This window comes from Flavobacterium sp. KBS0721 (assembly GCF_002007065.3).
Classification (GTDB): Bacteria; Bacteroidota; Bacteroidia; order Flavobacteriales; family Flavobacteriaceae; genus Flavobacterium; species Flavobacterium piscis.
On the sequence record NZ_CP042170.1, the window covers coordinates 5,520,505 to 5,545,648 of the forward strand.

Genomic DNA, 25,144 nt, shown 5'->3' on the forward strand with positions numbered 1-25,144 from the left:
TCTTTTGTTTTTGTTTAAATCTATGTTTCTATGTGTTTAAAAAAATTAGATGTATTAATAATCAAAACGTTTAAAGGCTTCGATTGCTTCGTATTCTGCCAATCCTAAATCATCGTATAAAATTGCAGTGTTTTTGTTACGGTCTTCGGCTCTCACCCAGAATTCCCTTGAGTCGTTTCCTTGAAACATAACCCTGTCTTTTTGAGATTGGTGGTATAAAATGGCACTGCGTTTTAGCAATACTTCTGATGGAGAAAGCGGAACGGCCATGTCAATTTCGTGAATGTCCCATTCGTGCCACGCCCCTCTGTACAACCATAACCAGCAATCATCCATGTATTTCTCCGGTTTTAGCTCTTTCATGGCAGCAAAAATCGCATTCAGACAAACTTCGTGCGTTCCGTGCGGATCGGCTAAATCTCCTGCGGCAAATACCTGATGAGGTTTTATTTTGGCTATAATATCTTTTACAATGGCAATATCTTCAGGACCTAACGGATTTTTCTTTACCTGTCCTGTTTCGTAAAATGGAAGATCTAAAAAGTGTGTATTTTCATCTTTTAAACCAATATATCTTGTCGCGGCATAAGATTCTCTTCTTCTGATCAATCCTTTTAATTTTCGAACTTCAAGAGAATCAATTTGATTTTCGGATTTACTATTTAAAAAATCAATCACCGATTTAAAGTTGATTTGTGATTCTGCATCACCTAAAAAATCTTTGGCAACTTCAGCAAATTTCAATGCTTCGTCATCTGTAACGGCTATATTTCCTGAGGTTTGATATACAACATGTACATCGTGACCTTGTTTGATTAATTTTGAAAAAGTTCCTCCCATAGAAATCACATCATCATCAGGATGTGGACTAAAAAGAATTACTCGTTTTTTTGCAGGATTGGCTCTTTCCGGACGGTGAGAATCGTCAGTATTTGGTTTTCCACCCGGCCATCCTGTAATAGTATGTTGCAAAACATTGAACATATTAATATTCAAATCATACGCAGAACCTTCCTGAGCCAAAAGATCCGACATTCCGTTGTTGTTGTAATCTCTGTCGGTCAATTTTAATATTGATTGTTTGGTTTCTCTGCAAAGCCAAACAATAGCTTTGCTTTTTAATTCCTGCGTCCAGGTACATCCGCCCACTAACCATGGTGTTTCAAATCGGGTTAATTCAGATGCAGAAAATTGGTCTAATACAAAAGTTGCATTAGCATGGTTTTGTAAAAAAGTAGCAGGAACATCTGAGGTTATTTCGCCCTGAATTGTTCTTTTTATAATAGAAGCTTTATTTTGTCCCCAGGCCATTAGTACAATCCTTTTAGATCTAAGAATTGTTGAAACTCCCATTGTGATGGCTCTTTTAGGAACATTGTCGATTCCGTTAAAATCTGATGAAGCATCGACTCTTGTAATATGATCCAGTGTAATAATTCGGGTTCCTGAATTGATGTGCGATCCCGGTTCGTTGAAACCTACGTGACCGGTACGCCCAATTCCTAAAAGCTGAAAATCAAGTCCTCCGGCTTCTTTTATTTTCAATTCGTAATCAACACAATATTGGTTCAGTTCTTCGATCGCAACGGTTCCGTCAGGAATATTGATGTTTTCCGGTTTAATATCGATGTGATTAAAAAGATATTGATGCATGAAATAATGGTAGCTCTGACGGTTCTCTTTGGTCATTGGATAATATTCATCCAGATTAAAAGAGATCACATTATAAAAACTAAGACCATCTTCTTTGTGCATGCGCACCAATTCTTCGTATACTTTTATAGGTGATGATCCTGTGGCAAGTCCTAAAACACAAGATTCATTGTTGGCTTGTTTTGAACGGATTAATTCGGCTATTTCCTGAGCAACCATTTTTGAACCCTGAACAGAATTTTCGAAAATCACGTTATGATTTTTTTCAAATCGGGTTTCTTCAAATTTCCCGGGAATGTCGTAAGCCAAAGAAGTATTCGTTTTCATAATATATCTAAGTTAAAAAATTAGTTTTAACAAATATATATACAAAAAAGAGAACAATTACATTATTTTGCGTTATTTAACAAAATAAAATTCAAATAACGCAAAATAACGCAAAAAATAGTAAGAGAATTGGAATTTATAAGATAAAAACACCTGACTTTTTGTATTCTTCCAGTCTTGCATCTTCCGGATTTAATTCGGTTACGATCGTATCCAAAAGATTCAAATCGCACACCACATGCGGCATTTTAGTATTGAGTTTATCCGAAGAAAACATCGACACAACCCTGTCAGAAGCCTCTATCATGGCTTTTTTGACAATTGAGATCTCGTAACCAATCTCGGTAAGACCTTGTTTTATATTAATACTGCTTGCGCCAATAAAACAAATATCAGCTTTAATTTTAGACACCACCTGAATAACATCCATACCAATGGTTACCATTGCATTTTTCTGCATTTTGCCACCAATAAATATTAAATCAATATTGGGATGCTGAGATAATTGCATGGCGATTGGTAAACTATAAGTATATATTGTAGCTTTTAAATCGGAAGGAATCAACTTTGCAAAAACCAAATTAGTGCTTCCGCCACTCATTATAATCACCTGTCCGTCATGCAATAAAGAGAGTGCTTTTGTCACAATCCTTTTCTTTTCTTCTTCGGCAGCTATATTAATATTAAAAACATCAACGGATTTTTCCGAAACCTGCACAGCTCCGCCATACACCTTTTCCAGTAGCTTTTTACTGTCTAATTCGTTTAAATCACGCCTAATTGTATCTTCAGATAAATCAAGAGCCAAAGCTAAATCTGTTGTGACAACTTTCTGCTCTTCAATAAGCTTCGTCATTATATATTGATGTCTTTCGGCTTTCAGCATTTTTTTAAAAAGTTAAAATTCAGGACAAATATATCAAATATTTCAATTGAATAGCAGTGCTTTTGTAGGAAACTGCAATAGTTTGCAGAATTGCATTCAATATTATAAAGCAGAAAGATTTTACATATTAAATATGCGTTATTTTGCGTTATTTGAATTAATTTTCGAAAAAAGATACAAAAAACTGCATTTATATGCAATAAATAAATATATTTGCTCAACAACCATTAAAAAAACCAAATAATCATGAAAAAATTATTCCTTATTTCATTGTTGGTTTTGTTCATTCAAGTAACATTTGGGCAAACAAAAACAATTACCGGAACTGTAAAAAACAAAGCGGATGGGTTTCCTATACCAGGGGTTAGTATCCTTATTCAGGGAACTAAAAATGGTACCACTACCGACTTTGACGGAAACTACAGTATCCCAGCCTCACCAGGGCAAAGCTTAGTTTTTAGCTACATGGGATCTGAGACACAAGTGGTAAAAATTGAAGGGCAGCAAAAAATAAACATTTCTCTTGCTGAGACCACTTCAAAACTAGACGAAGTTGTGATTGTGGGATTCTCTTCTCAGAAAAAAACCAACTTAACCGGAGCTGTTGCCTCAATCGATGTAGCCAAAACTATTGGAAGCAGACCTCTTACAGATGTAAGTAAAGCATTACAAGGTACTACACCCGGTGTAAATGTTAGTTTTAACTCAGGGAATATCAATCGTACGGCGAATATTAACATACGTGGAGCCGGAACTATTAATGGTTCAGACGCTCCTTTAATATTGGTTGATGGGGTCCCTACAGATTTATCGCTTATCAATCCAAATGATATTGCTACAATGACCGTACTTAAAGATGCCGCTTCGGCTTCTATTTACGGTGCACGTGCTGCTTTTGGGGTTGTATTGATTACTACCAAAGGAGGAAAAACCGGAGAAGGAAAAGTGAGATTTTCTTATTCTGCCAATACCGCTTTCGTGAATCCTATTTCTACCTTAAAATTCTTAGATCCAACAGAAGAAATTCCGGGACTAATTGCTGCAGGAACACGTACAGATGGTGCTGTACCGGAAATTTTTGGAGCAAACTACAATACTTTACTTGCCGGAATTAAAAACTGGAAAGAAAAATATGCAAACAATCGTACCAGTCATGAAATGGTTTATGGTGAAGACTGGGAGATTAAAAATGGTACACCTTATTTCTACAGAGTTTGGGATGCTAATAAAGAATTGTATGCAAACAATGCGCTTCAAACTACTCACAATCTTTCGGCACAAGGTAACTTAGGAGACAAAAGTTCTTTCTTTGCTTCGTTTGCCCTTACTAACCAAGAGGGTATGTTGAGAGTAAATCAGGAACAAAGACAAAGAACCAACATCAATTTAGGATTCACTACAAAATTGGCCGACTGGCTTACGGGTGATTTCAAAGTAATGACTATTAACAGTACATACGACCAGCCATTTAACTACTACGGCGGTTCTGGTACTGATGATACAAGTTATGGAGGTTATTTTGGATATGCACTTCGCTGGGGACAATATTTTCCTAATTTTGGAACCTACAGAGGCTATAATTTCCGTACTGCGGGAGGATATATCGCTAATGCATCAAGAAATGAAAACATACAGCGCAACAACAGATTAAGCGCTAAGTTTACAGCAGATATTACCAAAGATTTTAACGTGATTGCTGAAGTAAGCAGCGTAACTAATTTTTACAACAGAAAACAAAATGGTGGTAAATTCTTAGCATGGGACAGCTGGTCTGCAATGCCATACGATGCTACCACAATTCAAACTGCAATTCCTGCAACTCTTGAAGCCGGAAATGATTATGTAGCGCAATCTAAATCAGAGTCTGTTACAAATGTTGTAAATATTTATGCCAACTATAAAAAACAAATCAACAAACATAGTTTCAAGGTTTTAGGAGGTTTTAACTCTGAGTGGCAGGATTTCTCTCGTAACTACGCCAGAAGAAATACACTTTTAGACAAATCAAAACCGGAGTTTAATCTTGCAGTAGGAGAACAATTTGTTTCAGGATCTGCTAATACCTCACTTAATCCGGCCGAAACAACGTATTCTATTGCAGGTTTCTTTGGCCGTATCAACTACGATTATAACGGAATTTATTTATTAGAATTGAATGCTCGTTACGATGGTTCTTCAAAATTTCCTACAAACGAACAATGGGGATTCTTCCCTTCTGCTTCTGTAGGATATAAAATTGTGAATGAAAAATTCATGGAAAGCACACGCGGTTGGTTAAACGACCTTAAAATACGTGGTTCTATTGGTGCAATTGGAAATCAAAACGTAGGAAACAATGCTTTCTTATCGATCCTGAACTCTGCTAATCCTTCATGGGTAAACAGCGGTTCTACATTGCCTCCTTCTACAGGTTTACCAACTAACGTTGATCCTTCATTAACCTGGGAAAAAGTATACACCAAAGATTTGGGTATCGATATTAAAATATTTGACATGCTTGGTGCTTCTTTCGACTGGTACCAACGTGATACAAAAGGAATGTTGGCTCCTGGTATAACACTTCCGGGTTCATTTGGTCAAAATGCTGCGCAAACCAACTCAGGAAACATGAGAACAAGAGGTTGGGAATTGTCTTTGAACTTTAATAAAAACTTAAGCGAAAATGCTTCGGTATTTGTTGATGTAGCTTTGTCTGATTACCAATCTGTAATTACAAAATGGAACAATACTTCTAAATTATTAGGTTTGGTTACTCCTACTACTTATCCTTATTATGATGGTTACGAAATTGGTCAAATCTGGGGTTTAACCAGCGACAGACTTCTTCAGGCTGATGACGTAATTACCAACAACGGAAAAACAGTAAATGGTGTTGATTATTCTAAAACAATGGTAGGTAACTTTAAATACGGAGCAGGAGATGTTCATTACGTAGATCTTGACGGAGACGGAGCGATCACACGTGGTGCAGGAACTGCAGACGATCACGGAGATTTGAAAAAAATTGGTAATACAACGCCACGTTACAAATACGGTATTACATTAGGTGGAAAATACCGCGGATTTGATATTTCAGGTTTCTTCCAGGGAGTTGGAAAACGTGATTACTGGGCTGCTTCAGATGCTGTATTGCCTTTCTATCGTGCACCTCAGCAAATGTATGCGAATCAGGCTGATTACTGGACACCGGAAAATACTCAGGCTTACTGGCCAAATCCATATTATGGAAATGAAGCCAATACTCTTGGCGCAGGTACTTCAGGTTCAAACAACTTTGTCAGCTCAACAAGATATTTATTAGACATGTCTTATTTCCGTCTAAAAAATGTTACTCTTGGATATTCATTGCCAAAAGACTTAGTAAAAAGAGCTTTTTTAGAGAAAGTAAGAATTTATGCTTCAGGCGAAAACTTAGTAACATGGGCAGACAAACGTCTTCCTGTTGACCCTGAAATTGATGAAACAGAAGTGTTCTGGGGAAGAGCGTATCCTTATACCAAAACCATATCTTTTGGTGTTGAGCTTGCTTTCTAATACTAACTATTCAAAACTTTTAAAATGAAAAAATCAATTATAAAATCAAGATTTCTGCTAATGCTTGCCGCAGCTACAGTAGCGATGAGTGCAGTTAGTTGTTCAGACTATCTTACAGATGACCCTGCAGATAAATTTACAAATGAAAACTTCTGGCAATCAGAAGATAACGTAAAAACATTTTCATGGCTTAACTATGATACTTTTTATGGTTACGGAAATGGTACGACAATCGGACTTTCTTTTTTCTATTACCACGGAAGTGATTACAAAGTAGATGATAACTTATCAGCCTTTACTTTTTATCAAATGCCGGTTACAGCAGCAACTACTAATGTTTATTCCTGGAATGAATATTATACGCTTATTCGCCGTTGTAACTTGATGTTGGAAAAAATACCAACAGTGAGTATGTCTGCTGAGAAAAAGAACCATTATATTGGGGTAGCTAAATTCTTTAGAGCTTACACCTACTTTCGTTTAGTGCAAAAAATGGGAGATGTTCCTTATACTGATAAATATTTAATTCAGGGAGATCCGGCAGTTTATGCTCCGGCAACACCAAGGGGTGAAGTTATGGACAAAGTAATTGCAGAATTAGAAGAAGCTGCAAACTTAATGCTTGTTTCTGACGATAAAAATGCTACTGTAAACAAATACACAGCTTATGCAGCATTAAGTAATGCCTGCTTATACGAAGGAACATACAGAAAATATCATTTAGGTCAGGATGGCAGCGCTTATCTTAACAAAGCAAAAGTGGCTTCATTAGCTGTAATGAACAATCCGGCTTATAAATTAAATGCAGACTGGAAATCACTTTACAATTCAGTTGAATTACTTGGAAATACAGAAGTGATATTGGCAAAACGTTATTTAACAAACGTATTGATGCACTCTCTTCAAAACTACACCAATACATCAACTATTCAATACGGCTTAACAAAATGGGCTGCTGACAGTTATGTAACTACAAACGGATTACCAATTCAACAAGCGGGAAATGCACAATATACCGGTGATGATAACGTAACAAAAACTTTTGCAAACAGAGATCCGCGTTTTGGTAAAACTGTAAATCCTGCAAATTATGGTTACAAAGGAAAACCTTTTGGTACAACGGCTTTAGTTTCGATGTCAGGATATGTATTCGAATTGTACAACAATCCTGCTACTACTGGTCCTGATGTTACTACAGGAGGACGAAATTATACTGATGCTCCAATCTTTACCTTAAGCGAAGTATATTTAAATTATGCCGAAGCTTGTGCTGAATTGGGTACCGCTACCAATAACGATCTTGATATTTCGATCAATAAAGTACGTGCACGTGCCGGAATTGCTGCTTTGACTACTGACGGAAATAATGCTTCTGCCGGAAATGTAGCAATCAATGATCCAAGAAGAACTTCAGCTTTAGAGCAAATCTCTGGTGTTGTTAGTCCGCTAATCTGGGAAGTACGTCGTGAGCGTCAAATAGAATTCATGAGCTGGACTACATTAAGACAAGCTGATATTTACCGTTGGAAAAAAGGAGATTATCTTGATACTTCAAAAAATCCTGACGTAAATCTTGGAGCCAGAATTGGTACTCCTGTTGGCTCACAAACTGTAGTTGATGGTAACGGATATGTGAAAATTTATCCTGCAAGTACAAGAACCTTTGAACCAAAACATTATTTAATGAATATCCCAACTAATGATATTGATTTATATAAAGCTCAAGGTGTTACATTAAAACAAAATCCGGGCTGGTAATCCTCAATTACCAAACCCATAAATAATACACTACCTCTGGGTACTAAAACCAGAGGTAGTATTTTAAAATTATTTCTTTGTAAAAAGACATAGCAGCATCTGACAAAAATAAAATACCGGTCTAATAATCATAGACTTCCCTTTCCAGAATACCACACTACATCATCAAATCAAAAAAACTTACACTACCAATCAAATAATAATATAATTTTATTGAGTCAATTTTGTCTTCTCACTACTAAACTGTAATTTAAAATGATAAAATTCATAGCAAAAAGTGTCTTTATAGTAACTTCTATAATTTACACGCCGTCTTATTCTAATTCATTTCAAAAAGCTGCAAAAAATAATCCTCACGAAATTACAGCCTCTTTCATTAAAACCGGAGCTGATAATTACGAAAAGTACCTGCCTTTACTGAAAGATAAAAAAGTTGGAATCGTTACGAATCAAACCGGAATTTTATCTGATAAAACACATGTGGTAGATTTTTTATTAGAAAAGAAAATTGCCGTACAAACCATTTTTGCACCCGAACACGGATTTAGAGGAACTGCCGATGCAGGCGAACATGTAGTAGACGGAAAAGATCCAAAAACAGGATTACCTATCATCTCTCTTTACGGAGACAATAAAAAACCAAAAGCGGCACAATTGGCTGGAATCGATGTTATGATATTCGATTTGCAGGATGTTGGTGCTCGTTTTTATACCTATATTTCTTCTTTGCATTATGTAATGGAAGCTTGCGCAGAAAACGGAATTCCGCTTATTGTTCTGGACAGACCAAACCCAAATGGCGGTATCATAGACGGACCACTTTTAGAAAAAGAATTTACGAGTTTTGTGGGCATGCACCCTATTCCGTTACTTCACGGCCTGACAATTGGCGAATATTCAAAAATGATCAATGGCGAAAAATGGTTGAAAAACGAAGTTCAATGCAAACTAACTGTTATTCCTTGTGTCGATTATAAAAGAGATATGCCATACAGTTTACTCGCAAAACCATCACCCAATTTACCTAATGACCAATCGATAAACCTATACGCCAGTTTGTGTCTTTTTGAAGGAACAAACGTAAGTATGGGACGCGGAACCGAGAAACAATTTCAAATTTACGGCTCTCCTTTTTTAAAGAAAACCAATTTTACTTTTACTCCAAAACCAAATTTTGGAGCCAAAGATCCGCTTTATAACGGAAAAGAATGTTTTGGAGAAGATTTAACTTCCTATCCTAAACTCACTAAATTAGAACTTAAATGGCTGATAAAAGCCTATCAAAATACTAGTGATAAAACAAAATTCTTCAATCCCTTTTTTACCAAACTTGCCGGAACTAAAAAGCTGCAACAGCAAATCGAAAGCGGAGTTTCTGAAAATGAAATAAGAAAGAGCTGGCAGAAGGATTTAGAAGCCTTCAAAAAAATGAGAAAAGCTTACCTAATCTATTAAAACAAGTGTTTTTTCTACGTAGTTCTTATGTGTATTTTAAATAAGTAAAACGCCTTTTTTAAAGTAATAAAAGCTATGTTTCTATGTGTTAAGAAAATCACACCCTGCTTATAAAGACAAACCAATTAATTGCAAAATATCGAAACCGAATTATTCAACCAACTTTGGTTTCAAAAATCAAAAAAAAAGAAAAATGAAAAATAAAAATCCTGAAACTGAACAAGAATCTTTGTACAAAGACTTGGATCAAATGAGCGTGAAAGAACTTCTTACGAATATCAATACAGAAGATAAAAAAGTGCCGCATATTATCGAAGAGCAGATTCCTAAAATTGAGAAACTGGTGAAAGCGATTGTGAAAAAAATGCAGCTGGGCGGCAGATTATTTTATATTGGAGCCGGAACTTCGGGACGAATTGGTATTTTAGATGCATCAGAATGTCCGCCAACTTTTGGCGTGCCGCATGATATGATTATCGGAATAATTGCCGGTGGAGATACTGCCATTAGAAAAGCAGTTGAAAACGCCGAAGACGATACGGAACAAGCATGGAAGGACTTAGCTAAATTTGAAATTTCAAGTCTAGATTTCATTATTGGGATTGCAGCTTCAGGAAACACGCCTTATGTTTTAGGCGCTTTGAAAAAAGCAAAAGAACACAACATCAAAACCGGAAGTATTTCGTGCATCAGCAACGGACTTATTGCGCAGGAAGCCGATTATCCTATTGAATTGATCGTAGGACCTGAGTTCTTAACGGGAAGCACGAGAATGAAAGCCGGAACAGCCCAAAAACTGACCTTAAACATGATCTCTACTTCGGTTATGATTAAGTTAGGAAAAGTAAAAGGCAACAAAATGGTAGACATGCAATTGTCTAACGAAAAACTGGTAAAACGCGGCATCAAGATGATTATGGAAGAACTTGGAATTGAATATGATTTAGCCGAAGAATTACTGCAAAAACACAAAAGCGTAAGAGCTGTTTTATTGTCTCAAAGCAAAAATCAGGAAAACTAGAACCAAACCTGACAGGTTTTAAAAACCCGTTAGGTTTAATCAACCGTTTTATTCATCTTTGATTCACTTTTGATTCACCAAAATTCATTAAGAACCAACCACCAAAACTATACAATGACACCAAGTACCATCCTTCTTCTTATCATCATTTATTTCGGAACTTTATTCTACATCTCGCATCGGGTGAGTAGAAAAGACGGCGGAAATGATGCTTTTTTTACCGCCAATAAAAACTCAAAGTGGTATCTGGTTGCTTTTGGGATGATAGGAACGGCACTTTCAGGAGTAACCTTTATATCTGTTCCGGGAGAAGTTGGCGCACCAAGTGGCGAGCAATTCAAGTATTTTCAGTTTGTTTTGGGTAATGCAATAGGTTTTATAGTAATTACAAAATTATTATTGCCGTTGTATTATCGAATGAATTTAACTTCGATTTATGGCTATATCGAGCAACGAATGGGCTTTTACAGCTATAAAACCGCAGCGTCTATTTTCCTGATCAGCAGAACAGTAAGCTCGGCGTTCAGGCTTTATTTGGTTGTGATTGTATTACAGCGTTTTGTATTCGATTTTTATCATATTCCTTTTGCCGTTACAGTTTTGATTTCATTGTTGCTAATTTTTTCTTATACATATAGAGGCGGTTTAAAAACGATTATTATAACCGATACTTTACAGACATTTTTTCTGGTAACTTCAGTTTTTCTTACCATTTATTTCATCTGCGACCGTATGGATTTAAGTGCGATTAGCGCTTTCGAAGAAGTAAAAAACAGTAATTATTCTAAAATATTTTTCTTTGATGATTTTCTGGGAAGTAAATTCCATTTCGTCAAACAAATATTGGGCGGAATGTTTGTAACCATTGCCATGACAGGATTGGATCAGGATTTAATGCAAAAAAACCTGAGCTGTAAAAACATTGGCGAAGCACAAAAAAACATGTTCACTTTTACAGGAATCTTTGTTGTTATCAATATTTTCTTTTTAAGTGTTGGTGCTTTACTTTATATCTATGCCAACAAAAACGGCATCGCAATCCCGACTGATTTAGTAACTGGCAAACCAAGAACCGATTTACTTTTTCCGGAAATTGCCCTGAATCATTTGGCTACAATTCCGGCCATCGTATTTTTATTAGGAATCATTGCAGCAACATTTGCAACGACAGACTCGGCATTAACAGCTTTAACAACCTCTTTTTGCGTTGATTTTCTAGGAATGGACAAAGCCGAAAACAGCAAGAAAAATACCGTTAGAACAAGACATTTAGTTCACATCAGTTTCTCTGCATTGATTTTCTTTGTCATCCTAATTTTCAATTCGATCAACGATAGTTCAGTGGTTGGAATGATATTCAAGGTGGCGTCTTATACTTATGGTCCATTATTAGGATTATACGCTTTTGGATTGTTCCAGAAATCAAAACATGTAAAAGATAAATTTGTTCCGGTAATTTGTTTATTATCGCCTTTCTTCACGTATTTAATCAATGAAAATTCAGCAATGTTATTTTCAGGATATGTTTTTGATAATGAATTAATTGTACTAAACGGACTCATAACCTATTTAGGATTATACCTGACAAGTTCCCGCAGCACTGAAAAAATAAGTTTTTAAAACCATCTTAAAAACACAACTCTATTGAATAATCAATTGAAATCTTTTTAAACAAGTTTCAATTGTCCAAAAAATAATAAACATGAAAGATTACATCATAAAAATCAGCCTTTGTGCTTCATTTTTATTTTTAATCACCAATTGTGGCGTTTCAAAAAAAAACACTACAATTAAAGATTTAAAAACAGATCCCGTTACTACAGATACAGTCGTTTATACGGCTCCAAAAACATCTGAGAAAAAGACTTTTTTCAAAGATTCAGATAAAGAAACTGCCTGGGTCGACAGCATTTACAACAAAATGTCGCTTCGTGAAAAAGTAGGTCAATTGTTTATGATTTCGGCTTATTCGAATAAAGATTCTGTTCACGTAAACGAAGTCAATAAACTCGTTCAGGATTATAAAGTAGGCGGAGTAATCTTTTTTCAGGGCGGGCCGGTTCGTCAGGCGAAATTGACCAATCTGTACCAATCAAAAGCAAAAGTGCCTTTGTTCGTAGGAATTGATGCCGAATGGGGATTGGCAATGCGATTGGATTCTACTTACCGATATCCGTGGAATATGACTTTGGGCGCGATTCAGGATTTGAATTTAATTGAGAAAGTGGGTCGAAATATGGCCAACGAAAACAAACGAATCGGAATTCATTTTAATTTTGCTCCGGTTTTAGATATCAATACCAACCCTAAAAATCCAATAATTGGAAACCGTTCTTTTGGCGAAGACAAAGTTAATGTAAGCGAAAAAGCGATTGCTTTAATGAAAGGCGTACAAAGTCAGGGCGTTTTTAGTACCGGAAAACATTTCCCCGGACATGGCGATACCGCAACAGATTCTCATCACGCTTTGCCTTTGGTTACTTTTTCGAAAGAAAGACTGGAGCAAATCGAATTATATCCGTACAAAAGAATATTTGATGAAGGTTTAGTTTCGGTGATGGTTGGGCATCTTAATATTCCAAGTTTAGAAACAACTCCAAATATGCCTTCTTCGGCTTCTTATAATGTAGTGACCAACCTGCTTCAAAAAGAGTTAGGTTTTGAAGGTTTAATTTTTACCGATGGTTTGGCCATGAAAGGTGCCAGCAATTTTAAAGGTCCCGGAGATTTAGAAATTGCGGTAATTCTTGCCGGAAATGATGTTTTACTTTGTCCTGAAAATGTTCCCGTAGCCGTGCAAAAACTGGAAGCAGCCTATAATGAAAATGTGATTACTGAGGAACGCCTGGCACATTCGGTAAAAAAAATACTGCATTATAAATTCAAAGCAGGATTAAATCATTACAAGCCTATTGATATGGCCAATATTTATACGGATCTTAATCCGTCGCAAAATGATGCGCTGCATTATCAATTGTATGAAAATGCCATTACTGTTTTAAAAAATGAAAAGGAAATATTGCCTATAAAAGAACTCGATCAAAAAATTGCCTACGTAAAATTAGGCGATGATACGAACAGTACTTTTGTTTCTACATTAAAAAAATATACCGAAATAATAGAAGTTAAAGACACCAATCTTGACAGCCTGAATAAGGAATTGAGAAAATTTGACAAGGTGATTATCAGCTTTCATAAAGTAAATAAACCTTGGGAAAAACAAGAATTTACTTTAACAGAAATGCTTTGGCTAAAAGAAATTGCGAAACACAACGACGTAATTCTCGACATTTTTGCGAAGCCTTATTCGCTATTATCTATTTCTGATTTTGATGATATCGAAGGTCTGGTGGTTTCGTACCAAAATTCAGATATCAGTCAGGTAGTTTCGGCCGAATTACTTTTTGGTGCTATTTCAGCCAAAGGAAAACTGCCGGTATCCATCAATACTTCATTCAAAGTAAATGACGGATTAACAACCGAAAAATTAAATCGTCTTGCTTTTACCGCTCCGGAAAACGTGAATATGAATCCCGCCATTCTATCAAAAATCGATGCTGTGGCGCAAAAAGCAATTGATGGAAAAATGGCGCCGGGAATGCAGGTTTTGGTGGCTAGAAAAGGAAGTGTGATTTTTCAGAAATCATACGGAAATCAAACTTATGAAAACGGAAAAAAAGTGACCAATACCGATTTATATGATGTCGCTTCGATTTCGAAAATGATATCTACATTGCCCAACGTGATGCAATTGTACGATAAAGAAAAAGTAAATCTCGATACCAAATTGAAAGATATGGTGCCGTTTTTTGCCAAAACAAACAAAGAAAACATCATTTTCAAGGATTTACTAACGCATTATGCCGGACTTCAGGCCTGGATTCCGTTTTACAAAGCAACATTAGACAGCAATAATAATCCTTCTGAAAAATACTATCGAAAAATAGCCGAAACTGGTTTTACCACAAAAGTAGCAGACAACCTTTACATTCGAAATGATTATCACGATACGATCATGAAAATCATTGCCGATAGTCCGGTATCGCTTAAAAAAGAATACAAATACAGTGACTTTACTTTTATTATTCTAAAAGAATATCTGGAAAGAAAAACGCATAAAAAACTGGAAGATCTGAGTAAACAGAATTTTTACAGCACACTCGGGATGAACAATACGCTTTACAATCCGTTAGACAAATTCGATAAAAGTAACATTGCCCCTACCGAAGTTGATACGTATTTCAGGCATCAGGTTATTCAGGGTTATGTGCACGATATGGCAGCAGCAATGGAAGGCGGAATTGCCGGTCATGCCGGAATTTTTTCTAACGCTATGGATGTTGCCAAAATGATGCAAATGTATTTGCAAAAAGGAAATTACGGTAATAAAGAATATTTCTCTCCACAAACATTTGATGCCTTTAATACTTGTTATTATGCCAATCAAGGCGTTCAGAGAGGTTTAGGTTTTGATAAACGAATTGGTAAAGACGGGCCAACCTGTGCTTGTGTATCACCATCAAGTTTTGGTCATACCGGATTTACCGGAAAGATCGCCTGGGTAGATCCTGAAACCGAAATTGTTTATGTATTTTTATCCAACAGAACTTATCCGGGAACAAATGGCGATGAGAATAAATTAGCAAAAGGAAAAATTAGAGAAGAAATTCAGCAAATTATTCAGGAAGCTATTATAAAATAAAAAAATACGAGTTGGCTTATAAGTTGGCATTTTTTAAACACATAGAAACATATTTTTCTGTTATTAAAAAGAATTCAAAAAAGAAATACATTTCTTTCGCATAGCTGGATATGTGTATTTTAAACAAGTGAAACGCCTATTTTGAGTTCTAAAATCTATGTTTCTATGTGTTTAAAATAATTATACACAACGAAGAATAATTTATAAAAAAAAAACAATATCATGAATGCAAATCTGGAATCACTGTATAAAATTGCCCAAAAATCGTCCCGAATAATTATCGGATTAATGTCTGGTACTTCATTGGATGGTTTGGATGTGGCTTTATGCGAAATTTCAGGTTCAGGCGACACTACCGAAGTGCAATTAATTCAATTTGACACCGTTGATTATTCTGAAGAAGTAAAAACCGAAATCAGAAACGTATTTGCCAAACCCACTATCGATTTTCAGAATTTGGTTTTATTGAATGAATGGATCGGAATTCTTCATGCCAATATTATTCTGGATCGTTTGAACCATTGGAAAATTCCGGCTGAAAAAATAGATTTGGTAGCCTCACACGGACAAACTGTTTTTCATGCTCCGAAGATTTTACATCAACAGGAAAAATTTCCAAACGGTACTTTGCAAATTGGAGACGGAGATCATATTGCTGTAAAAACCGGAATTATAACCATTTCTGATTTTAGGCAAAAACATCTTGCAGCAGGCGGCGAAGGAGCACCACTGGCCGTTTACGGAGATTACTTTTTGTTTGGAAAAAAAGACGAAAACCGCATTATGCTCAATATGGGCGGAATAGCTAATTTTACTTATTTGCCCTCAAGTCATAATCCCGAAGAAGTTTTTGTTACCGATACAGGAACAGGAAATACCTTAATTGATGCCTTTACCCGACTTCATTTTCCTGAAAAATCGTATGACAAAGATGCCGAAATTGCGAAAAAAGGCCATGTCAATGCCCCTCTTTTAAAGGCTTTAAAAGAAGATGAATTCTTTGCTAAACCTTTCCCTAAAACTACAGGTCCGGAACTTTTTAGTATTGACTATGTTCGAAAAGCGCAAACCCAAAGCAATACCCAAAATATTACTATCGAAGACTTATTGGCAACATTAACCCGATTCAGCGCAGAAACAATTGCAGAAGCTATACATTCAGCCATAAACAATACAATCTATTCTCCTGAAACTTTCACCGTTTATATGTCGGGCGGTGGTGCGCACAACCCATTATTAGTGGGATGGCTAAAAGAATTATTGCCTTGTAATTTTGAAAATACTGATGTTTTAGGCATTTCAGGCGATGCAAAAGAAGCGATTTTATTTGCGATTTTAGCCAATGAAACGGTCTCAGGCGGCACTTCTGATTTTGGCCCACGAAAAAGAATTCCATCCGTATCGATGGGAAAAATTTCTTTTCCGAATTAAAAAAACAATCACAATTTTCTCTTTTTTTAGATAATTAACGAAACCAAAAAAATAACCCTACCAATGACAAAAGAACGTTTAATATCACTGGATGTATTTAGAGGATTTACCATTTTATTGATGACCATTGTCAACAATCCGGGAAGCTGGGCCTCTATTTATCCGCCTTTAGAACACGCCGAATGGCACGGATGTACTCCTACCGATTTAGTATTTCCTTTTTTCGTTTTTATAATGGGAACCGCGATTCCGTTTGCAATGCCAACGAAACATTTTGATTTGGCTGTTTTTAATAAAATTATGGTTCGTTCGTTACGAATCTTCTGTTTAGGATTTTTTCTCGCTTTTTTCAGCCGATTCGAATTATTTGGTTTAGAAGGAATTCCGTTATTAATCGTGAGATTACTAATCACTTTTGCAGTAGCTTATGCTCTTTTAGGCAACTTTACTTTAAAAGTTAAAACCTATCTCGCGGTAGGGATTTTTGCCGTACTAATATCCTTAGCCTACAGCGGAATCGAAGCTTTTGAAGACGTAAGAATTCCTGGCGTTCTGCAACGAATAGGAATTGTATATTTCTTTACTTCTATTTTATATTTAAAAACAAACCTGAAAACACAACTTATCGTTGCCGCTTCGATTTTATTGATTTACTGGATTTTGATGGCTTTTATTCCGGTTCCGGGATTCGGCCCTGCCAATTTCGAAAAAGGAACTAATCTGGCTGCGTGGTTAGATAATTTACTTTTAAACGGACATTTATGGGCTTCTAGTAAAACCTGGGATCCTGAAGGAATTTTGAGCACTTTACCAGCCATTGGTACAGGAATCATGGGAATGTTTATTGGTCAAATACTAAACATGCAAATCACCAAAATCGAAATTGTAAAAAAACTAGCTATTACAGGAATTGTTTTGGTCGCTTTGGGTTTACTCTGGAACACCTTTTTCCCAATCAACAAATCGCTTTGGACAAGTTCGTATGTTTTATACACGGCCGGAATTGCTACAATCTGTTTAACTCTTTTATATTATATAATAGATGTTGCAAACTATACAAAATGGACAAAACTATTTTTAATCTGGGGCGTAAATCCTATGATTGTGTTTTTCTTTTCAGGAATTATTCCTAGAGCGTTGAGTGCAATTAAGATACAAAGTCCGGAAATAGCTTCGGAAGAAATTAGTCTTCAAACGTCGATTTACAAATACGGAATTGCAACCTGGTTCGAAAATCCGTTGAATGCTTCGTTGGCTTATGCTATTTTATATGCTATATTTTGGTCTTGCATATTATGGATTTTCTATAAAAAGAAATTGATTTTTAAAGTTTAAAAAAGACTTTACAAGTTTTTTTTCGCCACGAATTCCACGAATGAGCACGAATTTTTTATGTTAATTGCGCATAATAATTAATATCCATTTGAATATTTTAATTAGTGAAAATTCGTGAAATTCGTGGCGAAAAACTTTTTCTAAAATCCGACTAATATTTTAAAGCATCAATATGAAATCGACACAATTTGTTTTTGGAATCCTTTTTATCGCACTTCTCTTTTCCTGTTCAACAAAAAGAAAAGACAATCATTTTACATCAAAAAATGATGAGGTTTTGGTGCGTCAGGATTTTAAAAAATATTTTGATGACTGTAATGTCGAAGGCGCTATTGCGATTTATGACCATAAAAATCATACTTGGATTTTGTCTGACACCGTTGCTACAAGAAAAGAAACATTGCCCGCTTCAACTTTCAAAATCATCAACTTGCTTATTGCTTTAGAAACAAAAACCATTGCAAGCGAGAACGACATCGTAAAATGGCCGGGAAGTACAGATACTCTAAAATACGATTATCGCCCCAATATTTATCACGACATAACCGTAAAAGAAGCTTTTGAAGTTTCGGCAGGATGGGCTTTTATTGAATTGGCAAAGAAAATTGGAAAGGACAATTACAAAAAATATTTAACGCTTTGTCATTACGGAAACATAAACCTTTCGCAAACTGATCCCGATTTTTGGAATTTTGGCGCTTTCGGAATTTCACCTATCAATCAGGTAGAATTTCTTAAAAAACTCTACGAAGAAAAATTGCCTTTCTCTAAACGCAATATCGACATCGTAAAAAAAGTAATGATAAACGAACAAAACGATGATTATACCATTCACTCCAAAACAGGCTGGACCAGAGAAAACGACATCAATACTGGCTGGTGGGTGGGTTACATCGAAAATAAAAACGGAGCTTACTTTTTTGCCACACGCCTTTTGCAAGACAGAAAACTAAACGCTTCTAATTTTGGCAATTGCCGAAAAGAAATCACGAAATCTGTTTTTAAAAATTTGAATGTAATACAATAAAAAGAAGCTCATTAAGAATAGCATGTCATTAATAAGAAGGAAATTATATATCGCTCCGCTGGAGCTATAGTGTCAGGGACTTATATATAACTATAAATATGAAGCTCCGATGGAGCTTGATTCACTGAAGGAATAGTGCCAATTTGATTAAGTTAAGAAAAAATCAAATGGGACAATTTGTTAAGGACAATATTATATCAATTTGTTTTTGTTCCATCGGAACATTTCATTGGTAGCCCAATAAATACGGCATTTTTTCACGTTCCGTAGGAACGTTTGATTTTATAGATAATAATTTGGTAAAAATATATACAATTTCTCAAACGTTCCAATGGGACGATGTTTCTCATGATGCATTTTTTTTCTACCGATGAGGTGTTCCGATGGAACACAATCTAATTTAATAACATTGCCCAGTAGGACGGGATATTTATAGAAACTTTATTATGCCGTGTGGAGAGAAACCCCAGCGGGGTGATATATATTTAATCAGAAAAAAATGTCCCTATTTTACTGATGAAGCTTTAATAATATAATCAATATTGCATTTTCTTTTTGCAGAACACCACTAAAACTTTCGCTTTTGGTATGGCGTTCCTTCCCCATCTTCGCAATAACTTTTAAGACTTAACAGAAACATGGCCCAATTATAATTGCACCACTGGTAAAACTCGGTCAGTTCGCGCCAGTCCAAATGTTTGAGAACAACAGATGTAACTCCGTTTTTTTCTGTCATGTCAAATGAAATTTTGGTACCAATCCATTCCGGATCAGAGGCCACGCATTCCCATAGGATTCTTTTATTGGGAGACAGTTCGACCACTTTCATTTTTGTATCATAATTATCATCAAAATCAAACTCATTGATAAAACCCACTTCCGGCTTTACAATCAATTCTGTTGTCCAGACAGCGCCAAGACCTTCCTGTGTTGTTAGTGTTTTATAAACTTCTGCAATGGGAGATTTGATGTAATTGATGTGCTCTATTTTTTCCATCCTTATAATTGGTTGTAGTTAGAAACTCAAAGTTAATAAATTTGTATCATCCAGATACAGAGCTTCTTTTTTCATCAGCAAGAACTATTATCATCTTTATATTCTAAATAAAAGGACTCATCTAAAACGAAATTAGGAGATCTATTTTAAGCATTTTGCCTGTTATGAGGATTAATTTAATTAACTTTAGATTAAATACAATAGCAAAAAAGATATCAGGAATTACTTTTTTACCCTGATTTAAAATAAAAGACATTATGAAAATGACTGCAAAAATCACATCTCCATACGATCAAAGTTTTATTAAAGAATTACCCCTTATAAGTAAAAATGATATTGAGAGTATACTTACTACCGCCCAAAATTTATTTACAGATCACTCGAATTGGATTCCCGCTTATAAGAGAATTGAAATACTGGAAAAAACAGCTTCGATAATGAATGACAAAATTGAGGAATTATTGGTTACTGCTATAAATGAAGGCGGAAAACCGTATCAGGATTCCAGGGCTGAAGTACTTCGAGCCATCAAAAGCGTAAAATTAGCAGCAGAACACATTTCTCAAATAAAAGGAGAGCAAATTCCAATGGGTCTTACCGAAGCTTCTTTAAACAGGATTGCTTTTACCTCAAAAGAACCTATCGGGATTGTGGTAGCTGTTAGTGCTTTTAATCATCCGTTAAATTTAGCGGTTCACCAAATCGTGACAGCCATTGCTGCCGGTTGTCCCATAATTTTTAAACCCGCAACTGCCACACCGTTATCGAGTTTGGCTCTTGCCGATATTTTGAAAGAAGCAGGATTACCAGATGGCTGGCTTCAGATTATTTTATGCGATAATGAAGTTGCCGAATTACTGGTGACAGACCCGAGAGTTAATTTTTTCTCTTTTATTGGTTCAGCCAAAGTAGGCTGGTATTTAAAAAGTAAACTATCACCAGGTACAAGATGTGCTTTGGAACATGGTGGCGCCGCGCCTGTCATTGTTGAAAGTGATGCTGATTTTAAGGAAATGATTCCTGATCTCGTAAAAGGAGGGTTTTATCATGCGGGACAAGTTTGCGTTTCGGTTCAGAGAGTTTATGTAAATGAAGCTATTTGTGATCATTTTATAAAAGAGTTTGCAGCTGCAACCAATAAACTAACTACAGGAAATCCGTTAGATAAAAAAACAGATGTAGGACCGCTTATCACGCCCAAAGAAGTCGATCGCGTCGAGGAATGGGTAAATGAAGCCATTAAAAAAGGTGCTAAATTAATCACAGGCGGAAAAAGGATTTCTGATACTTTCTTTGAGCCTACCGTTTTGTTTAATCCGTCAGAGGATTCGAAAGTTTCTACTACCGAAATCTTTGGACCTGTTGTTTGCATTTATTCTTTTACAGACCGCGATGAAGCCATAAAAAGAGCCAATGCACTCGATGTTCATTTTCAGGCAGCCGTTTTTACAAAAAATGTTGATATTGCTTTGGATACCGTTAAAAAACTAAATGCTACTGCTGTTATGGTCAACGATCATACTGCTTTTAGAGTCGATTGGATGCCATTTGGAGGAAGGGATTCTTCGGGTATTGGTATGGGCGGAATTTCATACGCCATAAACGAAATGACTAGAGAAAAGTTAATGGTTTTTAAAAGCAAATTTCTATAACTTTTAATTTAGTAAGTCGCTGAAGTTAATTATTAAACACACAGAAACATAGATTATTGTTCTCGCAGATTTAGGAGATTTTTTTATGATAAGGATTAAATTTTAAACAAGATCTGCTAAATCTGCGAGATCTGCGTGAAAAAATTTAAACACATAGAAACAAGATTTTATGTGTACCAAAAAGGAGACAAAAAGAAACTGATTTCTTTCACATAGTTCCGATAGCTATAGGGATGTATTTTAAATAAGTGAAACGCCTTTTTTTAAGTAAACAATCCCGATAGCTATCGGGACTATGTTTTTAAACAATTAGCTAGTATGATTTTATAACAGGTTATAAAATTTTAAGTATCCAGATTTAAATTTTAAATAAAGAAAAAGTTTTAAAAATATGAACGCAAACCCTGCAGAACTAAACATTGAAACCACCAAAAAAATACTACCCATTATTTTGGCGACTTCGATCTTTATGCAAATGCTCGATTCTACCATTCTAAATACCTCGATAACGGCTATTGCCAAAGATCTGCACGAGTCGCCGCTTGATATGCAAAATGCTATTATTAGTTATGTATTAACTCTTGCGCTTTTCATGCCGGTTAGCGGTTTTTTATCGGATAAATTTGGAACTAAGAAAGTCTTTATTTTTGCTTTATTATTATTTAGCATTGGATCTTTATTTTGTTCGCTTTCGCAGAATTTAAATCATCTTATTTTTTCCCGTGTTGTTCAGGGTATCGGCGGCAGTTTGATGACTCCTGTTGGCAAGCTGGCCCTTATTAGAACATTTCCTAAAAAAGAATTATTGAAGGCAATGAATTTTGCCATTATCCCTGCCCTGATTGGTCCCGTGTTAGGTCCTTTGGTGGGCGGATATATGGTTGATTATTTATCCTGGCACTGGATTTTCCTGATCAATATTCCGTTTGGGATTATTGGTATTCTTTTAAGTTTAAATACATGCCTGATTACAAATCTCCTATAATCGATTTTGATTTAAAAGGCTTTTTAATTTTTGCAGCGGCTTCACTCCTATTGTCTGTTTCTTTAGAATTATTTGGCAATACTGTTCGTCTGACACCGGTTTTATTGGTGTTACTGTCCGGATTTTTAATGTTGTATTGGTACTATCGCCATGCTGTTACAGACAACAATCCGCTTTTTCCTTTGAATTTATTTAAGGTAAGAACTTTTAGGGTTGGTATAGTGGGCAATCTGGCAACTCGTCTGGGTTTTAGTTCGATTCCTTTATTATTGCCAATGATGATTCAGATTGCTTACGGACAGTCGGCGGTAACTTCAGGATGGATTGTGGCGCCAATGGCTCTTACAGCGATGTTTGGTAAATCGGCTGTTATTAAAATTTTAAATACTTACGGTTACAGAAAAACCTTAATGGTGAATACTTTTATTATTGGTGTTTTAATTTGTGCATTGGCCATTCCGTCTATTCATAATTCTTTTTATTGGTATGTTCCTATTATTTCAGTTTTGGGTTTCTTCAACTCCATACAGTTTACTTCTATGAATTCTATTTCTATTGCTGATTTAAGGGTTTATCATACCAGTAGTGGCAACTCCTTAGTTTCTGTCAATCAGCAATTGGCCATTGGTTTTGGAATTGCCTTTGGACTTTTAGTCCTTAAAATTTTTCAGGGTGATATAAAACTTATTCATAATGAAATTCACAATGCATTTCGATATACATTTTTAGTTGTCGGTTTTCTGACTATTCTTTCCGGATTAGTTTTTAGAAGACTTCATGATAAAGATGGCGACAATTTAAAATCAACTAATTAATAAAAAAACTAAAGCCCAATCGTAATTGATCGAGCTTTATTATTTCCATAAATGCTGAACTTTTTAGTTCCAGCCTCCGCCAAGTGCTCGGTATAAGTTTACAACCGCATTCAATTTTTGACTTTGGTCATCAATTCCTCTTAATTGTGCGTTTAATAGATTTTGTTCGGCTGTAAGTACATCCGTATAATTGGTTGTCGAATTGTTCAGTAATTCTTTGTTGAACTCAACTGCTTTCAATAAAGCTTCTAACTGTTTTTTTCTTTTTTCTTCTTTTAATGCAGCATTATCATATTTAGACAATGCATTCGAAACTTCTTCGCTTGCTTTTAGCATCGAAAATTCAAAGTTATAAAGCGCTTCTTTTTGTAATGATAATGCCGTCGCTAATCTTCCCTTATTGATTCCTATATTAAAAATAGGCTGGGTAAGTCCTCCGGCAATATTACCAAAAAGTCCTCCGTTTGTGAACCAGTCTTTCAGTCCGAAACTTGAAAAACCGGCTGCTCCGCTGATGGTCAAAGCAGGATAAAAATAAGCTCTTGCTACATTCGTTTCTTCAAATGCCGCTCTAAAATTATATTCGGCTTGTTGTACATCCGGACGATTGGAAAGAAGCTGCATCGGAACCCCAATTTTAAGATTGTAAGTTAGCTTTTGCTTTTCGAGAGAGCCACGTATAACCTTAGTCGGAGATTTTGCCAGAAGTATACATAAACCATTTTCGGTTTCGGTTATTTTTTGTTCGATATCCGGAATGGCTAATTCTGCTTCATAAAAATTGGCTTCACTTTGCACCACGGCAACGCCATTAATAATAGAATTTTCGAAGAGAACCTTGATTGTTTCGGCATCAGTTTCTCTATTTTTGGCTGTCTTTTTAAGTACTTTTAATTGTTCATCCAAAATTAGCAACTGATAATATGAATTGGCAATATTAGCGATCAATTGGGTTTGAACAGCACGTTTGGCAGCATCTGTAGCCAATAGATTTGCTAATGCACTTTTTTTAGCACTTTTTAATTTACCCCAAACATCGATTTCCCATCCGGCAGTAATTCCTAAATCATATTGTGTGGATTGGTCGAAAAGTCCAAACCCTTGCGGGAAGGCCAATCTGGATTCTTTAACCGACAGATTTCCGTTTACCGAAGGTAAAAAAGCGGCTTTACTCAGTTTGAGATTTACTCCCGCCTGATTGATTCTTTCCACCGCAATCTTCAAATCCAGATTGGCTGCTAATCCGTCCGTAATAAGTTGCTGCAAAGCTGGATCTGTAAATAATTCCGACCATTTCATGGTTGCGATATTTGTTGTGTCCTTATTCTCAGGATCACGATACGTTACAACTGTTTCGGGTTTTGTATACGGTTTCGTGATCTTGCACGAGCTCCATATACTGGCAACAATCAGTAAAATGATGATTAATTTATAATTGTATATTTTCATTATAATATGTTTTTTATTTAATTACAAAGTCTGTAAAATTTAACCGCAATCCTGATAGCTATCGGGAGCAGGGGTTTACGCAAAGGCCGCAAAGTTTATTTTAAGCTGAAAGGTTTC

The 25,144-nt window shown here is 35.7% G+C and carries 16 protein-coding genes; 12 read left to right on the forward strand and 4 right to left on the reverse strand.

Features of this window, described 5'->3' with window-relative positions:
* Positions 1-54: 54 nt before the first annotated feature.
* Positions 55-1,980 (reverse strand): glucosamine-6-phosphate deaminase, encoded by a 1,926-nt coding sequence (gene nagB / locus B0M43_RS22940; protein ID WP_065450620.1) that lies wholly within the window; start codon positions 1,978-1,980, stop codon positions 55-57.
* A gap of 136 nt (positions 1,981-2,116) precedes the next feature.
* Positions 2,117-2,866 (reverse strand): DeoR/GlpR family DNA-binding transcription regulator, encoded by a 750-nt coding sequence (locus B0M43_RS22945; protein ID WP_065450621.1) that lies wholly within the window; start codon positions 2,864-2,866, stop codon positions 2,117-2,119.
* 246 nt (positions 2,867-3,112) lie between these two features.
* Between B0M43_RS22945 and B0M43_RS22950 the strand changes: the two genes are divergently transcribed.
* The 9 genes from B0M43_RS22950 to B0M43_RS22990 all read left to right on the forward strand — a co-directional run bounded on the left by B0M43_RS22950 (position 3,113) and on the right by B0M43_RS22990 (position 19,129).
* Positions 3,113-6,400 carry a TonB-dependent receptor gene (locus tag B0M43_RS22950; RefSeq protein ID WP_078005552.1) on the forward strand — a complete coding sequence of 1,096 codons (3,288 nt, stop codon included), beginning with the start codon at positions 3,113-3,115 and terminating at the stop codon, positions 6,398-6,400.
* A 24-nt stretch (positions 6,401-6,424) separates the two neighbouring features.
* On the forward strand, positions 6,425-8,158 hold the full coding sequence (locus B0M43_RS22955) for a RagB/SusD family nutrient uptake outer membrane protein (RefSeq protein ID WP_078005553.1): 1,734 nt from the start codon (positions 6,425-6,427) through the stop codon (positions 8,156-8,158).
* Positions 8,159-8,413: 255 nt separating this feature from the next.
* Positions 8,414-9,613 carry an exo-beta-N-acetylmuramidase NamZ domain-containing protein gene (locus tag B0M43_RS22960; RefSeq protein ID WP_078005554.1) on the forward strand — a complete coding sequence of 400 codons (1,200 nt, stop codon included), beginning with the start codon at positions 8,414-8,416 and terminating at the stop codon, positions 9,611-9,613.
* A 193-nt stretch (positions 9,614-9,806) separates the two neighbouring features.
* The gene (murQ, locus tag B0M43_RS22965) at positions 9,807-10,634 is read left to right on the forward strand and encodes an N-acetylmuramic acid 6-phosphate etherase (protein WP_065450625.1); all 828 of its coding nucleotides are present in this window, start codon (positions 9,807-9,809) and stop codon (positions 10,632-10,634) included.
* 114 nt (positions 10,635-10,748) lie between these two features.
* A complete protein-coding gene (locus tag B0M43_RS22970) occupies positions 10,749-12,254 on the forward strand; it encodes a sodium:solute symporter (RefSeq protein ID WP_078005555.1) in 1,506 nt (501 codons plus the stop codon).
* A gap of 82 nt (positions 12,255-12,336) precedes the next feature.
* On the forward strand, positions 12,337-15,336 hold the full coding sequence (locus tag B0M43_RS22975; RefSeq protein WP_078005556.1) for a glycoside hydrolase family 3 N-terminal domain-containing protein: 3,000 nt from the start codon (positions 12,337-12,339) through the stop codon (positions 15,334-15,336).
* A 222-nt stretch (positions 15,337-15,558) separates the two neighbouring features.
* Positions 15,559-16,767 (forward strand): anhydro-N-acetylmuramic acid kinase, encoded by a 1,209-nt coding sequence (locus tag B0M43_RS22980; protein ID WP_078005557.1) that lies wholly within the window; start codon positions 15,559-15,561, stop codon positions 16,765-16,767.
* A 63-nt stretch (positions 16,768-16,830) separates the two neighbouring features.
* The gene (locus B0M43_RS22985; protein WP_078005558.1) at positions 16,831-18,102 is read left to right on the forward strand and encodes an acyltransferase family protein; all 1,272 of its coding nucleotides are present in this window, start codon (positions 16,831-16,833) and stop codon (positions 18,100-18,102) included.
* Between the two features lie 172 nt (positions 18,103-18,274).
* Positions 18,275-19,129, forward strand: a complete 855-nt coding sequence (locus B0M43_RS22990) for a penicillin-binding transpeptidase domain-containing protein (RefSeq protein WP_078005559.1) — start codon at positions 18,275-18,277, stop codon at positions 19,127-19,129.
* Between the two features lie 568 nt (positions 19,130-19,697).
* Here the strand turns inward: B0M43_RS22990 and B0M43_RS22995 are convergent.
* Positions 19,698-20,126 carry an SRPBCC domain-containing protein gene (locus tag B0M43_RS22995; RefSeq protein WP_078005560.1) on the reverse strand — a complete coding sequence of 143 codons (429 nt, stop codon included), beginning with the start codon at positions 20,124-20,126 and terminating at the stop codon, positions 19,698-19,700.
* Positions 20,127-20,383: 257 nt separating this feature from the next.
* Here B0M43_RS22995 and B0M43_RS23000 point away from each other — a divergent pair, with 257 nt between their 5' ends.
* From B0M43_RS23000 to B0M43_RS24795, 3 genes are all read left to right on the forward strand, one after another.
* Positions 20,384-21,778, forward strand: a complete 1,395-nt coding sequence (locus B0M43_RS23000) for an aldehyde dehydrogenase family protein (protein WP_210418038.1) — start codon at positions 20,384-20,386, stop codon at positions 21,776-21,778.
* A gap of 391 nt (positions 21,779-22,169) precedes the next feature.
* Positions 22,170-22,763: an MFS transporter gene (locus tag B0M43_RS24790; protein WP_246860167.1), complete on the forward strand. Its 594-nt coding sequence runs from the start codon at positions 22,170-22,172 to the stop codon at positions 22,761-22,763.
* Positions 22,739-23,578 (forward strand): MFS transporter, encoded by an 840-nt coding sequence (locus B0M43_RS24795; protein ID WP_246860168.1) that lies wholly within the window; start codon positions 22,739-22,741, stop codon positions 23,576-23,578. Before B0M43_RS24790 ends, B0M43_RS24795 begins: the two co-directional genes overlap by 25 nt.
* A 63-nt stretch (positions 23,579-23,641) precedes the next feature.
* Here B0M43_RS24795 and B0M43_RS23010 read toward each other — a convergent pair whose 3' ends face one another.
* Positions 23,642-25,027: an efflux transporter outer membrane subunit gene (locus B0M43_RS23010; protein WP_078005561.1), complete on the reverse strand. Its 1,386-nt coding sequence runs from the start codon at positions 25,025-25,027 to the stop codon at positions 23,642-23,644.
* Positions 25,028-25,144: the final 117 nt, after the last annotated feature.

What these genes read in the sequence shown, in the direction of transcription:
- B0M43_RS23000 (WP_210418038.1), top strand. Translation starts at nt 20,384, where the DNA reads ATGAAAATGACTGCAAAAATCACATCTCCATACGATCAAAGTTTTATT.
- B0M43_RS22975 (WP_078005556.1), top strand. Translation starts at nt 12,337, where the DNA reads ATGAAAGATTACATCATAAAAATCAGCCTTTGTGCTTCATTTTTATTT.
- B0M43_RS22980 (WP_078005557.1), top strand. Translation starts at nt 15,559, where the DNA reads ATGAATGCAAATCTGGAATCACTGTATAAAATTGCCCAAAAATCGTCC.
- B0M43_RS22985 (WP_078005558.1), top strand. Translation starts at nt 16,831, where the DNA reads ATGACAAAAGAACGTTTAATATCACTGGATGTATTTAGAGGATTTACC.
- B0M43_RS24795 (WP_246860168.1), top strand. Translation starts at nt 22,739, where the DNA reads ATGCCTGATTACAAATCTCCTATAATCGATTTTGATTTAAAAGGCTTT.
- B0M43_RS22990 (WP_078005559.1), top strand. Translation starts at nt 18,275, where the DNA reads ATGAAATCGACACAATTTGTTTTTGGAATCCTTTTTATCGCACTTCTC.
- B0M43_RS23010 (WP_078005561.1), bottom strand. Translation starts at nt 25,027, where the DNA reads ATGAAAATATACAATTATAAATTAATCATCATTTTACTGATTGTTGCC.
- B0M43_RS24790 (WP_246860167.1), top strand. Translation starts at nt 22,170, where the DNA reads ATGAACGCAAACCCTGCAGAACTAAACATTGAAACCACCAAAAAAATA.
- B0M43_RS22955 (WP_078005553.1), top strand. Translation starts at nt 6,425, where the DNA reads ATGAAAAAATCAATTATAAAATCAAGATTTCTGCTAATGCTTGCCGCA.
- B0M43_RS22945 (WP_065450621.1), bottom strand. Translation starts at nt 2,866, where the DNA reads ATGCTGAAAGCCGAAAGACATCAATATATAATGACGAAGCTTATTGAA.
- B0M43_RS22950 (WP_078005552.1), top strand. Translation starts at nt 3,113, where the DNA reads ATGAAAAAATTATTCCTTATTTCATTGTTGGTTTTGTTCATTCAAGTA.
- murQ (WP_065450625.1), top strand. Translation starts at nt 9,807, where the DNA reads ATGAAAAATAAAAATCCTGAAACTGAACAAGAATCTTTGTACAAAGAC.
- nagB (WP_065450620.1), bottom strand. Translation starts at nt 1,980, where the DNA reads ATGAAAACGAATACTTCTTTGGCTTACGACATTCCCGGGAAATTTGAA.
- B0M43_RS22970 (WP_078005555.1), top strand. Translation starts at nt 10,749, where the DNA reads ATGACACCAAGTACCATCCTTCTTCTTATCATCATTTATTTCGGAACT.
- B0M43_RS22995 (WP_078005560.1), bottom strand. Translation starts at nt 20,126, where the DNA reads ATGGAAAAAATAGAGCACATCAATTACATCAAATCTCCCATTGCAGAA.
- B0M43_RS22960 (WP_078005554.1), top strand. Translation starts at nt 8,414, where the DNA reads ATGATAAAATTCATAGCAAAAAGTGTCTTTATAGTAACTTCTATAATT.